This is a genomic window from Rheinheimera sp. A13L (genome assembly GCF_000217935.1).
GTDB lineage: Bacteria > Pseudomonadota > Gammaproteobacteria > Enterobacterales > Alteromonadaceae > Pararheinheimera.
On sequence record NZ_AFHI01000008.1, the window covers coordinates 78,483 to 91,931 of the forward strand.

General features: G+C 47.3%; 12 protein-coding genes. 1 reads left to right on the forward strand and 11 read right to left on the reverse strand.

Annotated features, from left to right (window positions below; translation table 11 throughout):
- Together relA and rlmD are read right to left on the reverse strand one after the other, a co-directional pair.
- Positions 1 to 2,193, reverse strand: a complete 2,193-nt coding sequence (gene relA / locus RHEIN_RS05600; protein WP_008898003.1) for a GTP diphosphokinase — start codon at positions 2,191 to 2,193, stop codon at positions 1 to 3.
- 3 nt (positions 2,194 to 2,196) lie between these two features.
- On the reverse strand, positions 2,197 to 3,537 hold the full coding sequence (gene rlmD / locus RHEIN_RS05605; RefSeq protein WP_008898004.1) for a 23S rRNA (uracil(1939)-C(5))-methyltransferase RlmD: 1,341 nt from the start codon (positions 3,535 to 3,537) through the stop codon (positions 2,197 to 2,199).
- Positions 3,538 to 3,623: 86 nt separating this feature from the next.
- On the opposite strand from rlmD, the gene barA reads away from it, so the two are divergent.
- Complete coding sequence (barA, locus tag RHEIN_RS05610; RefSeq protein ID WP_008898005.1) at positions 3,624 to 6,398, forward strand: two-component sensor histidine kinase BarA; 2,775 nt, start codon at positions 3,624 to 3,626, stop codon at positions 6,396 to 6,398.
- A gap of 12 nt (positions 6,399 to 6,410) precedes the next feature.
- Here barA and RHEIN_RS05615 read toward each other — a convergent pair whose 3' ends face one another.
- The 9 genes from RHEIN_RS05615 to recO form a co-directional block, all read right to left on the reverse strand.
- Positions 6,411 to 7,634 carry a hypothetical protein gene (locus RHEIN_RS05615; protein WP_008898006.1) on the reverse strand — a complete coding sequence of 408 codons (1,224 nt, stop codon included), beginning with the start codon at positions 7,632 to 7,634 and terminating at the stop codon, positions 6,411 to 6,413.
- A gap of 88 nt (positions 7,635 to 7,722) precedes the next feature.
- Positions 7,723 to 9,405 (reverse strand): GGDEF domain-containing protein, encoded by a 1,683-nt coding sequence (locus tag RHEIN_RS05620; protein WP_139056412.1) that lies wholly within the window; start codon positions 9,403 to 9,405, stop codon positions 7,723 to 7,725.
- A 69-nt stretch (positions 9,406 to 9,474) separates the two neighbouring features.
- Positions 9,475 to 9,750: a hypothetical protein gene (locus RHEIN_RS05625; protein WP_008898008.1), complete on the reverse strand. Its 276-nt coding sequence runs from the start codon at positions 9,748 to 9,750 to the stop codon at positions 9,475 to 9,477.
- A gap of 142 nt (positions 9,751 to 9,892) precedes the next feature.
- On the reverse strand, positions 9,893 to 10,411 hold the full coding sequence (locus RHEIN_RS05630; protein ID WP_008898009.1) for a GNAT family N-acetyltransferase: 519 nt from the start codon (positions 10,409 to 10,411) through the stop codon (positions 9,893 to 9,895).
- Complete coding sequence (locus RHEIN_RS05635; protein ID WP_008898010.1) at positions 10,408 to 11,202, reverse strand: SAM-dependent methyltransferase; 795 nt, start codon at positions 11,200 to 11,202, stop codon at positions 10,408 to 10,410. The genes RHEIN_RS05630 and RHEIN_RS05635 overlap by 4 nt, the downstream gene beginning before the upstream one ends.
- Before the next feature lie 59 nt (positions 11,203 to 11,261).
- Positions 11,262 to 11,498, reverse strand: coding sequence for a hypothetical protein (locus RHEIN_RS05640; RefSeq protein WP_008898011.1), 237 nt, complete (start codon positions 11,496 to 11,498; stop codon positions 11,262 to 11,264).
- A gap of 158 nt (positions 11,499 to 11,656) precedes the next feature.
- Positions 11,657 to 12,034 (reverse strand): holo-ACP synthase, encoded by a 378-nt coding sequence (gene acpS, locus RHEIN_RS05645; protein ID WP_008898012.1) that lies wholly within the window; start codon positions 12,032 to 12,034, stop codon positions 11,657 to 11,659.
- Positions 12,034 to 12,765: a pyridoxine 5'-phosphate synthase gene (gene pdxJ, locus RHEIN_RS05650; RefSeq protein WP_008898013.1), complete on the reverse strand. Its 732-nt coding sequence runs from the start codon at positions 12,763 to 12,765 to the stop codon at positions 12,034 to 12,036. The genes acpS and pdxJ overlap by 1 nt, the downstream gene beginning before the upstream one ends.
- A gap of 2 nt (positions 12,766 to 12,767) precedes the next feature.
- Positions 12,768 to 13,448 carry a DNA repair protein RecO gene (gene recO / locus RHEIN_RS05655; protein ID WP_008898014.1) on the reverse strand — a complete coding sequence of 227 codons (681 nt, stop codon included), beginning with the start codon at positions 13,446 to 13,448 and terminating at the stop codon, positions 12,768 to 12,770.
- Position 13,449 lies beyond the last annotated feature (1 nt).

Sequence of the window (13,449 nt, forward strand, 5' to 3'; positions counted from 1 at the left end):
TTAATGGAAACGTTTGGCTTCTATTACATCATCAATCTGGCTGACTTTGGTCAGCAGTTTGTTCAGTGAATCCAGGTTATACAGCTCCATCGTCATAATGATAGTGGCGGTTTGCTGAGAGATATCCGAGTTACTGCTCATACGCAGCACGTTGGCTTTTTCATTGGCCAGAATGCTGGTGATATCCCGTAATAAGCCGTTGCGGTCATGCGCCACAATGCGAATAGTCACTTCATACCCTGAAGCGTATTTATCGCCCCAGGTGGCTTCAACCACACGCTCACGATGCGCTTCCTGCAAGGTTTTAAACTGGTCGCAGTCGTCGCGGTGCACAGCTATACCACGGCCCTGAGTGATATAACCCACTATGGCATCACCAGGCAAAGGCTGACAGCAACCGGCCATATGAGTCAATAAGTTACCTACGCCCTGCACCACCACATGGCTTTTCGGCTGAGTGGAAATAGGCTTGCTGATCAGGCGTGGATCAATCTCTGGTTGTTGCAATTTACCCGACTGACTTTGCACATAATGCACCACTTGCGTGACTTTAATTTCACCGCCACCAATACCGGCTAGCAACTCTTCCATGCTGTTGACGTTAAAACGCGCCAGCACTTTAGGCAGGCTGTCGATGCTCAAATTCAGCCGGTTTAATTCGGTATCCAGCAGATCTTTACCTGCCGCTATGTTTTTATCTCTGTCCTGCAGGCGGAACCAGTACTGCACCTTGGAGCGGGCACGGCTGGATTTTAAATAACCTGAGTTTGGGTTTAACCAGTCGCGGCTTGGGTTAGGTTCGCGGCCTGTTAATATTTCAATTTGATCGCCGGTTTTCAGCTGATAGGTAAAAGGCACTATACGGCCGGAAATTTTAGCGCCTATGCAGCGGTGGCCTACGTTGGAATGCACATAATATGCAAAATCCAGTGGCGTGGAGCCGACTGGCAAGTCAACAATATCGCCTTTAGGGGTAAAGACATAAACCCTGTCTTCGGTGACCTGATTTTTTAACTCTTCGGCTAAATCAGAGCCATCCACCAGCTCTTCCTGCCAGGCCAGCAGTTTACGTAACCAGCTGATTTTTTCATCCAGTTGGCCTTCTTTAGCCGCATGGCCGGCCCCTTCTTTATAACGCCAGTGTGCAGCAACCCCGAGTTCGGCATCGTCGTGCATCTGATGAGTACGAATTTGAATTTCCACAGGGCGTCCGGCAGGGCCAAGTACCACTGTATGAATAGACTGATAGCCATTTTGTTTTGGCGTGGCTATATAGTCGTCGAATTCTTTGGGCAGATGGCGCCAGGAGGTATGCACTATACCCAAAGCGGCATAGCAGTCCTGCACTTTGGTGGTAACAATACGCACGGCACGAATGTCGTACAGTTGATCAAAAGCCAGCTGTTTTTTCTGCATCTTTTTCCAGATACTGAAAATATGTTTAGGCCTGCCGTACACTTCCACCGAAATAGCAGCGTCCTGCATTTTTTGCCGCACTGAGCCGACAAAATCCTGCATATATTGTTCACGGTCTAAACGTTTTTCTTCCAGCAAACTGGCAATTTGTTTATAGGTTTGTGGGTGCAGATAACGAAAAGCTAAATCTTCCAGCTCCCATTTGATCTGGCCTATGCCCAGGCGGTTAGCGAGTGGGCCAAAAATAGCATTGGTTTCTTTGGCCGCCAAAACCCGGGTTTCTTCGTCGGCGTTTTTTACGCCCCGCAGGTAACAAATTTGTGCCGCGAGCTTTAACACCACAGCGCGCACATCTTCCACCATGGCCAATAACATACGACGCAGGTTATCGGCTTGTTGTGGGTTACTGCTTTGATTTGGCCCTACAGGAATAGAACGAATGGCTTCCATCTGGCGCACTGCATTTAACATCGTCAGCACTGCAGGGCAAAATTGTGCTTCCACCTGCTCTAAATCCAGCAACTTTGCTTCGACCAAAGGGAATAACAAGGCAGCAGTTAAGGCATCTTTGTCCATACGCAAATCAGCCAGAATTTCGACCATTTCCCAGCCCGTTTGTACTTCGGGTTCCTGGTCGGTTAAATTCTGTTGATGTAACCAGAGCTCAGCATCCAGCAGCGCATTAATTTTTGCTTCTGGCAAACCTAATGCACTTAACCAGCTTTGAGTGCCGCCTGGGTGGTATTCGGCGCTATGTGATTGCCTTACCGTTACCATTCGCTACTTTCTCCTTTGAAACAACGCCATCAACTCCAGATGGCTGGTTTGTGGAAACATGTCCATCACACTGATTTTATCCAGCTGATAACCACAAGCCAGTAAAACTTTTGCATCACGGGCAAAAGTGACCGGATAGCAGGACACGTACAATATCTGTGCCGGACTTAAAGCCGCTATTTGCTCTACTGCCCCCACAGCACCGGCCCGGGCTGGATCGAGCAGTACTTTTTGATACTGCGGCTTATTCCAGTCGGCTTTGGGCCAGGGCAAATGCAAATCTGCCTGACTAAAACTCAGGTTGGTCAGGCCATTCAATACCGCATTGCTTTCTGCCCTTTGCACCATAGTGGTGACACCTTCCAGCGCATGCACCCATTTGGCGCGCTGCGCTAAAGCCAGACTGAAATTGCCTATACCGGAATAAAGCTCCAGCACCTGATCCTGAGGTTGCGGATTGAGCCAATCCAGTGCCTGCTGCACCATTTGCTGATTGATACCCTGATTCACCTGAATAAAATCAGCGGCAGAAAACTTCAGCTTTAAACCCAATGCTGGCAACTCATAACAAGGTTCTGCTGTTCCGACTTGCCAATGCTGATAAAGTTCAGGCTCTGCTTCGCCTATCCATATGGCTTCAGGCCAGGCCTGGATCAGTGCTTGTTGATCAGATTCTGGCAAGGGCCGGATATGCCGCACTATTAAATACACCTGCCCATCGGCATCCAGCGCTTCCACATGAGTAATAGCAGAGCCTTGTTGCAGTTTTGGCAGTTGCTGTTGTAACAGAGTAAAGACTGAAGCCAAAGCCGGGCTTAGCACTAAACAGTGCTCAATAGAGGTAATGACTTTGTCGTTAGCTTTGCGAAAACCTACAGTAAACTGCTGCGTTTTTTTGTCAAACCAGACGCCAATACGGGCTTTACGGCGGTAACCTTCACCAGCGCTTTTTAGCGCTGCCTGCCAGGGTAAACTGGTTAAGCCGGTTTGATGGCGGATCAACTGATCCACACCCTGCTGTTTTAATTCCAGCTGGTGTTCAACCGACAGATACTGCAGCTGACAACCACCGCAGTCGGCAAAATGCTTACATAGCGGAGCCTGACGCAATGGCGAAGCCTGCAGCACTTTCACCACTTTGGCTTTGGCCGATTTATCTTTTTGTTCAGTAAGCTGCACTTTCACCCGCTCTCCGGGTAAAGCGCCGCTGACAAACACAATACGCTTTTGCTCAAAGCCAATGCCCTGAGCTTCGTGATCCAGACGTTCGATCTGTATTTCGATTTGTTTTAACTGTTGAGGTTTATCTCTGGTGCCTTTGGCAGCCTGATAAATTTTGACCATCTGGACTTAGTACCTGTGGTGGGCTTTTGGTAAGCCTTGTGTCATTATAAATTCGCTCCGGACTATTCTATCAAGCAGCGCTACAGATGACGAAAATTGGTTTAAGAGATTGGGTCTTATTGACCACCCTGGTACCGACCTTGTTGGTCAGTTTATTCCTTGGGGGTTATTTTAGCTATGCCCGCCATCATGATTTGGCCCAGTATCTGGAAGATCAGGCTGAAAACATTGCTGTGCCTTTAGCTATTGCCAGTGAACATGCCTTATTACACAACAGCAGACAAGACGTCAAACGTTTGCTGGATGTCAGCCACAGAAAAAACTCAGCGCTGGTAAAAAGTATCGCCATTTTTAACGCCGACCACGAGCTCTTTGTCACCACCAATTATCATAAAGATTTTGCCATGCTGAAATATGCGCCAGACAGCGCTATTCCACAGCAAAGTACCATCACCGATCTTGGCGACTGGCTGGTGATCCGCACTCCTATTTTGCCGGAACAGGCGGATTTCAGCACAGATCCGGCCGACCAGCCTTTGGGTTATATCTCAGTGCAGGTAGCCAAAGACAAAGTCATGCTGGCGCAACAAACCTCTTTACTGAGCAGCCTGCTGATTATTTTGGCAGGGCTTGGCGCTTGTGTGTATTTCAGCTTGCGCCTGATCAAAAGAGTCAGCCAGCCTTTGCAGCAAATGGGTGATGTGATTGATCAACTACGCGAAGGTCAGTATCAAAGCCAATTGCAGCAACCTTTTTTAGGTGAGCTGGAACAATTACGTTCTGGTATTAATGCACTGGCGACAGCACTGAAAACCCATGACGAAGAAATGCAGCAAAGCATTGAACAGGCCACCAGCGACTTGCAACAAAGTATGGAACAGCTGGAGATGCAGAATATCGAGCTGGATCTGTCCCGTAAAAAAGCCATGGAAGATAACCGCAGCAAATCTGACTTCCTCGCCAAAATGAGCCACGAATTACGCACACCGCTGAATGCCGTTATTGGTTTTGCCCGCCAGTTGCTGAAAACCAATCTGACCCATAACCAGCAGGATTATCTGGCCACTATTCAAAAATCAGCCAACAGTTTACTCAGCCTGGTCAATGACGTGTTGGATTACGCCAAACTGGAAGAAGGCCGGATGCCAATTAACCCAGAGCCTTTTTCATTACGCGATTTATTAAACGATTCGGTGGAATTGCTGGCGTCCAATGCCTTTGATAAACAGCTGGAATTAGTTTTGCTGATTGAAAACAGCTGTCCGGACGATTTAATAGCAGACCCTATGCGGATTAACCAAATTCTGACCAATATTGCCGGCAATGCGATTAAATTTACCGAACAAGGCAGTGTAGTGATCCGTGTTAGTTGTCGCCCTATGCCGGATGAACAATGGCAACTGCGTTTTTCAGTGCAGGATACCGGCATTGGTATTCATGAAGATCAGCAAAAAAGTTTATTTGGCGGTTTTGCTCAGGCCGACAACAGCATAGGCCGCCGTTATGGGGGCACAGGCTTAGGTTTAGTGATTTCACAGCGTTTAGTTTCGGCTATGGGCGGCAAAATTGGCTTTGACAGTAAAGCAGGTGAAGGTTCAACCTTCTGGTTTACCCTGATGTGCAAACGCCACCATTTATCCATAGCTGAGCCTTTGCCTCTGGCCGAGCTGAAACAAAAAACTGTGTTGTATTTTGAACCTCAACAGTATTCCCGCGAGGCCATGCTGGCCCAGCTGGATCATTGGGGGCTCAATATTATCAGTTGCAGCAATATGAGCCAGCTTAGCCAAACCCTGGCTTTACAGCCACAAATTGATATGGCCTTGATTGGCCGCTCTATTTCACTGAATCAGGTGAATCAGGTGATTGAATTGCTGCAGCAGTTACAGCTGCACAGCGAACAGCTGTATTTACTGGTCAACACTTTATCGCCGAATTTACGTGAAGTATTACAGGCCTCAGGCGCCAAAGCTGTGTTATCCAAACCCGCGCATTACCGCAAACTGGCGATGACGCTGGCTCAGCCTTATTTAGATTTCCCTGAACAAAACCCATTGCAGGACAAACCCAAAGCCCGCTTACGGGTGTTGTCAGTGGACGATAACGAAGCCAACTTAAAACTGATTAATACCTTGTTGTCTGAAATGGTCGAGCAGGTCGATTCAGCCCGTAATGGTGCTGAAGCATGGCAAAAAGCCAATCAGCAACATTACGATCTGATTTTTATGGATATTAATATGCCGGTGATGGACGGCATTCAGGCTTGTCAGCGTATTCAGCAAAGTTCGTTAAACGAAGCTACCCCTATTATTGCTGTAACAGCTCATGCCTTAGACGGCGAAAGAGACCGGCTGTTAGCTTTAGGTTTTTGTGAGTTTTTAACCAAACCTCTGGATGAAAAACTACTGCATTACACTTTGCGTGAATGCTGCCCGGATTTTCAGCAGGCTTTAGCTGCTTCTGTTGGCGAAAACCAACTGCCCCAAAGCAAACAACTGGACTGGACCTTGGCCTTGCAAAGAGCAGGCGGCAAACTGGATTTAGCCAAAGAGATGTTATGGATGCTGGTGCAGTCTTTACCTGAAAGCCTGGCCTTAATTCAGCAGGCCATGCAACAACAGGATGCAGAACAGCTGCTGCAACATATCCATAAATTACATGGTGCCAGCTGCTACACCGGCTTGCCCGTACTCAAACAACTGACAGAACTGATTGAAACTGAACTGAAAAAAGGCAAACAACCGCTGCAACTGGAGCCTGAGTTATTTGAATTACAAGACAGGGTTCAGTCCTTGCTGCAGGACGCTAAAAGCTGGCCTGTGTTGGTGACAGAGCAAGCAGAGACAAAAGTGCCGGGCTAATCCTGCTGCAGTTTAATCTCTGCGGTAACTGCGGCGTTTTTCCAGAATAGCCTCTATTTGTTCCACTGTGGTATCTGGTTTACAAGGGATGCCGGTATGTAACCAGATAGCGTCTTTACGCGATTCAGGCGGAGGTACTTTCCAGCAACCTGGATTGGTATCAATTAATGCACTGCCGTCGGCAAAAGTTTTTACTTTTCTACCCACCTCTGGTTTTTGTTCGCTTTTTGTTGCAGTAATTTCCAGCGCCAGCTGTTTTTGTTTTTCTTTCCAGGTTGCAGAACCTGAAGCGTCTCCTTGTCTGGCCGCTCGTAGCGCGCTGTTTGCCATGCTTTTGCGTTGATCCAGGCTGGCAGCAACTGCATTTGACGCCGCTTTCTGTTCCACTGTATTGATATCAGCAGCAGTGCTTGCTACCCCGGCTGACCTGGGTTCAGGGATCACAGCTGCTGGTTTAGGCGCAGGCAACGGCTTAGCCGCTACCACTTCAACGGGTAGGGGTGCAGGCAAAGGCTTAGCCGCTACTACTTCAACTGGTTTTGGCACAGGTGCAGGCAAAGCCTTGGCTGCTACTACTTCAACTGGTTTGGGCACAGGTGCAGGCAAAGGCTTAGCTGCTACTACTTCAGCTGGTTTGGGCACAGGCGCAGGCAAAGGCTTAGCTGCAACTACTTCAACGGGTTTGGGCACAGGTGCAGGCTTAGCTGCTACTACTTCAGCTGGTAGGGGTGCGGGCAAAGGCTTAGCCGCTATTACTTCAGCTGGTTTTGGCATGGGCTTGGGCGCTGGTACAGGTTTTGCTGCTACAGGCATAGGCTTGACCATAGCAGGCTTACGCACAGGCACAAAAGGTTTACGTGGCGGCGGCTGAACAACTGCTGTTTTGGCTTTGGCTGGGGCAGGTTTTGTTTTGGCTTGAGGTTTAGCCTTTACAGCTGGCTTTTTCTCCGGTGGTTTTTTCGCTGGCGGCTTCTTAACTACAGCCTTTTTAACGGCTGCTTTTGCTGGTGTTTTTTGCACGGGCTTCACAGCGGGTTTTGCTGCAGTTACTTTGGCAGGAACAGCTACAGGCGTTGCTACTACAGGAGCAGGTTTGGCTTTCACTGGCTGATAAGCGTAAGCCAGAATAGGAGGTTCTGCTGTTACTTTTGCGGCATCATCCGGCGCAAAATGATGATAGGTCAGCAAACCTAACAGCACTATGTGCAAACACAATGACCACAAAAATGCTTTCAACACATCTCCCTATTCATTCAGCAGGATTTTTGCCGATCCAAAGTAGCCAGCCCCCAAACTGCACAAAAGTCACCATAAACAGACAAACTTAGCCCTGGAAAAAATGCACCCTGTTGCGACCCAACTGCTTAGCCTGATACATGGCGGTGTCTGCATCCTCAATCAGTTTGGTTAAATGGTAACCGGAGATCTCTGCCGAAGTAACACCAAAACTGGCGCTTAACTTAAACTCATAACCCGAAGCTGCAGTATCGATACTGTAAATAGCATCCCGACAAATATCGGCCAGTAAGTGGGCTTTATCGCTTTGGCAACCAGGCAACAAAATGGAAAACTCTTCACCACCAATACGGCCAAATACGTCGTTATTCCGCATAAAATTGCGACAGGTATCCACAGTCTGGCGCAAAGCCCAGTCGCCTGCCGCATGACCATACTGGTCGTTAATTTGCTTAAAATGGTCTAAATCAAACACTATAAGGGCGGCAGGTAATTGGCCCTTTTCGCATAAAGTCAGCGCTTCTTTGGCCGAAGCTGAAAAGTGATATCTGTTGCTGATAGCGGTTAAATCGTCGTACTCAGCCAAAGCTTTAAAACGCTGACGGGCAATAAAACTGCGATAAGCCAAAAAGGCCAGCCCCAGCACCAGCGCCACTAAAGCTGCGATCATCAGCTTATTAAAAGCAGCCTGATGCTTAAGCGCTTCCTGCTCCAGTTGCAACAGTCGATTGTCTTTATCCAGCAAAGATATTTTTTGATTTTGCGCCAGAATTTCCGAGTGAGCCGTATGGTAAGCCATCTGTTGCGCCGATTTATCATCCATATAAGCGGTAAAAGCGGCCATATAGTGCTCGTGGTACTCCAGAGCTTGTTGGTAGTTTTTTTCGGTTTTGGCTATTTGATGCAATACCGCAAATGTTTCCACTGCGACCAAGCTAACTCTGTCTTGTTTTGCAGCACCTATAACTTTCAAAGCATTTTCTTTTGCTAAAGAAAAGTCACCAAGACCGTAGTAGCTTTGTGCAAGAATACTATTAAATTTCAGTATCAATGAGTTATAGCGAGTAGATTCAACTTGATTATTATGAGACTGCAGCAAACTGACCGCACCTTGGTAATCCTTCTCGTCCATCATATTCTGAGCGATAAGCGACACTATTATATTAGCCCACAAAGGCTCATTATGTTGTGTGCAGTAGCCCAGTCCTTCAACAGACTTCAATTTAAAATCATCTGTCCGACCAGATAAATAAAGCGCTTCTGCTCTGAGTTGATGTGCAGCACACACAGCATTTGAACTTGGACTTTCATCAATTAACTGTTCAATAAAACTTAATGAAAAATCATATTTACCAATCAGATTATACATCAGCGCAATGACTCGCAGCCCTTGCTCACGCGCTTCTGGCTGAGACACCTTGTTTAACTGAGTGATCAGTTGTTCAAGATAAACAAAGGCATCAAGATATCGGCGAGCTACCACCAGGCTGTTGATCGCCAAAGCTTTTGCTCTGAATGAAATCACAAGATCGGAGTTTTCAATTAATGGGGTTAAAATCGAAAGTGTTGATTGGGTATTGCCTCTATATGCTTCCCTATAGGCTTTCATAAGGGTTAAGTAGTCTTGCTCAAAGTCTGACAACTTATTTTCTTCGGCTATCAGCTCATCTAGTTTTATCGAAAAGCTATTGAAGTCACTGCTCTTCAATTTATCTAAATGCAAGAGGCTATCGACCCAAACTGTAGCAAAGGCATTTACGGGAGACAGCATAAAAATGAGCGGAATCAAAATGACCCGCCCAACTTTAATCAACACTGTATTTGCCCTTGCAAACAAAGTTTAGCCCACATTCAAAAAGCTGATTTTTTCTTGCTCTGGCTCTTGCTCAGGTTCAGCAGGTTCATCCTGCTCAGGCTGATCAGCCGGATGAATTCCACACACCACATTAGTTCTGGCTCCTAACAGCGTTTCAATAGCATGCTGATCGCCTGCACTAACAGCTGCAATTAATGCAGGATCTGTATCCGCCATTAGCTTTGCTAATTGCTCTGCATCGGCATAACGCAACTCTGAACTCTGACCCATTTTTTCTAATAACTGAATAATAACAGACATAGGTACTCCCCTGAATTTAAGCAAAACATCTGCGACTTACCGCAGACAGGCTCAACAACTGAAACCACTGTAAAACGATAAAATTAAAAGTACAAGAGCGGAAGATTATCCTGGTTCATTTATCGCTACATTCAAAGCTAATTTAGTCTGGCTTAAACCAAAATATACCGGATTGAATGGGATCAGCCTGATAACCTGCTGTGATATTCGACTGAACTGCGGCTTTGTTATTTGGGTTGGTTTGAGTCCAGACTTGCCCCCCGCTAAAGAGCTGTTGCACTTTTTGACTTAATGCCAGCTTGGCTTCTGTACCGTAACCCTGACCTTGCCAGGCGGGCAATAACATCAACCCCACTTCAACAGTGGCCAACTGGGCACTCCATTGGTTAATAGCACACAACCCTATGGGCTGGTTATCACGGCATATCGCCAAAAATAAGCGCTTAAAAGGTACTTTGGCATTGAGGCGCAACGCAATCTGAAAGCTGTTTTTGGCTTTTTCCAACTGCAGCGGCGGGCCAATAAAGGCCATCACAGCTGTGCTGGTGTATAAATCCAGATAGAGTTGCTGGTCCTGCGTAGTTAAAGGCCTGATCAGTAAACGGCTGGTCTGGATCATAAAGTGATCTGCAACAGCAACTTTGGTCCAGTCCGCTGTCATAGCTGGCCTTCTTGCGCCACCACAGCTTTTAGTTTATCCAAAACCAGCTGATTGGCTTTAGCTACAGTGGCCGGCGGTATAACTAAGGTAGTTTTTAAATCCATTTGTGCTTTAGGTAAGTCAGATAAAGCCAACCGCTCAATCCGGGGTTGCTGAATAGGTAAAGTCACGGCTTCGTATAAAATCACCTGATGATCCAGCGGATACCATTGGCTTAACAACTCTACCAAGACGTCGCGATAGGCGCTGCCTGTAGTGAATTTAGCCAGCGACTTATCACCAGCTACTCCTATTTGCCATAAAATCAGATAAGCGGCAGTGTCTATAGTACGCTGATAAAACATCAGGTTGCTGGCTTCATAATGCTGGCAACCATAAGTGCCGGGGTCTAACCCCAAATCGGCATATAAACAGTCTTCAGCTGAAATACCTGGTTCCATATGAGCCATATAACCTTCAGCTACCGCTTCTTTAATAGCCTGATGCGGCACCCAGGCAAAGACGCCGGGATGGCCATAAAAAGCACCACAAACTTTTTTGCCTGCATGCACTTCAGCCAGCATAGCAGCCACCATTTGTTTATAGGTGATCATACGGGATTGGCCTTCAGAATAATAAGGCTGCAAGCTACGCACATCGGCATTCATGCCCTGGATCCACAGCTCAGTAGTGCCATCTGCCATTAATACAAAAACCACATCGGCTTGTTCTATATAACTGCGGGATAAAGGGCTGATATGAGAACCCAAAGTCATACCAGTGCCTACACACACCAAACTACCTTTTTGCATTAATTTCTCCTGCTGCCACAGTTGCGAAAAAGCTGCCCGCAGGCAGCTTTGATACCAGATTAGCCAACTTTGGCCAATGATGTAATTTCTTCCTGCTCGTCAGTTTCTTCTGCTGCATATACACCGCAGACTACGTTAGTGCGGGCGCCTAAAACTGCAGCCAGTTGCTCCTGAGAGCCAGCCAGAATAGCAGCGGCTAAAGCCGGGTCTAACTCTGCTGTCACTGTGGTTTTATCGGCATAACGTAAATTGGCGTCCTGGCCCATTTTTTCCAATAAGCTGATCACTGTAGACATTTGAATTTCCTTAATAAATAAGCTCATTACGGGGCATAAATAATATAGCCCGTTCAGGCAACTCTAATGTGCCCGTTTCGATACTAACGCTGAGTCTGTACTTTTGACCAGTTTTATTATGTCTGGTTGGGCCGCGGCTTTATCCCCGCCCGCAAAAATCAGGATTCGAGAATAACGGTAGCACAGGCATAAGCCTGTTCGTCGCTGATGGAGAGCCAGACCGAACGCACTTGCATTGAGTCAGCCAGCTCTTTGGCCGGGCCTGTCAATTCAAGTTGAGGGCGACCTGAAGGGTCGTTGCTGACAATAAAATGCTGGAAGGAGATACCACGGCCTATGCCAGTACCAAGGGCTTTAGCCGCTGCTTCTTTGGCGGCAAAACGTTTGGCGAAATAACGGGCTGGCTGGCCATGAACAGCTAAAATTTGCTGCTCCGATTCAGTCAATACCCTTTGTACTAAACGGGGTGAACGCGCCAGGCTTTGCTCTATGCGCGCAATTTCGATGATGTCGGTGCCTAAACCAACAATAGCCATTAACGGCGTGCCTCCACCATCAGGCGTTTCATTTCAGCCACAGCAGGGCCTAAGCCAGAGAAAATGGCGCGGGCCACAATAGCATGACCAATATTCAGCTCGTACATTTGAGGAATAGCGGCTATAGGCTGCACATTATGGTAATGCAGGCCATGACCAGCATTCACTGTTAAACCCAAAGAGGCGGCATAAGCAGCGGCTTCAGTAATGCGATCCAGCTCTACTTTTTGCTTTTTCGGATCCGTCGCTTCTGCATACTGGCCTGTATGAATTTCAATATAAGGAGCACCAGCTTTAGCTGCTGCTGCTATTTGTTTTTCATCGGCGTCGATAAACAACGAGACTAAAATATTGTCCTGCTGCAGGCGTAACACAGCATCCTGAATTTTATCGAACTGGCCTGCCACTTCTAAGCCACCTTCTGTGGTCAGTTCCTGGCGTTTTTCCGGCACTAAACAGCAGAATTCAGGTTTTAACTGAGCGGCAATACCTAACATTTCTTCAGTCACTGCCATTTCAAAATTTAAGCGGGTGGCAATAGTTTCGCGCAATACAAATAAATCGCGGTCCTGAATATGGCGGCGGTCTTCGCGTAAATGCACAGTAATACCATCAGCGCCAAATTGCTCAGCCAATAAAGCCGCATGCACAGGTTCAGGGTAATAAGTGCCACGGGCCTGACGTAAAGTGGCGACGTGATCGATATTGATACCTAAATAAATGGCGCTCATAACTAGTTCCTGATCGGTTGAAATAATGCTCTGCTGGTTAAAGGTTTGCTGCCAAGCAAAGGGGCTAATAATAAGCGGCTTAACTGTTTGGCGGTTTTTAATACGTCGTGCTGTTGCCAGTGCTGTTGGCCTATGGCTTTGAGCACCTCGCCTTTCCAACCTTTGCCAGCAATTTGCCAGCCTTGCTCGGGCCACCACTGATACAAAGCGCCGTCCTGTAAAGCTTCACCTTGTGAATCGTAATCCCAGTCCACCGGCTGCCCTAATTCGGTCAGTAATGAAAACTCAAACTGACGTAAACAAGGCTCCAGATCGTTAGTTAACAGTTGCTGCAAGGTCTGCTGGTAAAACTCAAATAAAGCGTCGGAACCAACGTTTTCTGGCCACAAGCGGCAAATCAGCTCGTTTAAGTACATGGCACCAAACAGCTTTTCACCTTGCAGCAAAAAGGCTGGGCCTGCTTCTTCAGCTTTACTGACAGTTTTTAATTCAGAACGACCCAGCAGTTCCAGCTGCAATAACTGGAAAGGCTGCAATGACAAACGTTGTTGTTTTTTACTGCTGGATTTGCGGATCACAGCGCTGACCCGACCCAGTTCAGGTACCAGCAGCTGCAATAACAACTGCTGTTCCTTAAAAGCGCGGCTGTGCAGAATAAAAGCTGGCCAGCTGCGATTGTCCATT

Bases quoted from the DNA above. Each gene is read 5' to 3' on its own strand.
- relA (WP_008898003.1), bottom strand. From the start codon at position 2,193: ATGGTAACGGTAAGGCAATCACATAGCGCCGAATACCACCCAGGCGGC.
- rlmD (WP_008898004.1), bottom strand. From the start codon at position 3,537: ATGGTCAAAATTTATCAGGCTGCCAAAGGCACCAGAGATAAACCTCAA.
- barA (WP_008898005.1), top strand. From the start codon at position 3,624: ATGACGAAAATTGGTTTAAGAGATTGGGTCTTATTGACCACCCTGGTA.
- RHEIN_RS05620 (WP_139056412.1), bottom strand. From the start codon at position 9,405: ATGCTGTCTCCCGTAAATGCCTTTGCTACAGTTTGGGTCGATAGCCTC.
- RHEIN_RS05625 (WP_008898008.1), bottom strand. From the start codon at position 9,750: ATGTCTGTTATTATTCAGTTATTAGAAAAAATGGGTCAGAGTTCAGAG.
- RHEIN_RS05630 (WP_008898009.1), bottom strand. From the start codon at position 10,411: ATGACAGCGGACTGGACCAAAGTTGCTGTTGCAGATCACTTTATGATC.
- RHEIN_RS05635 (WP_008898010.1), bottom strand. From the start codon at position 11,202: ATGCAAAAAGGTAGTTTGGTGTGTGTAGGCACTGGTATGACTTTGGGT.
- RHEIN_RS05640 (WP_008898011.1), bottom strand. From the start codon at position 11,498: ATGTCTACAGTGATCAGCTTATTGGAAAAAATGGGCCAGGACGCCAAT.
- acpS (WP_008898012.1), bottom strand. From the start codon at position 12,034: ATGGCTATTGTTGGTTTAGGCACCGACATCATCGAAATTGCGCGCATA.
- pdxJ (WP_008898013.1), bottom strand. From the start codon at position 12,765: ATGAGCGCCATTTATTTAGGTATCAATATCGATCACGTCGCCACTTTA.
- recO (WP_008898014.1), bottom strand. From the start codon at position 13,448: ATGGACAATCGCAGCTGGCCAGCTTTTATTCTGCACAGCCGCGCTTTT.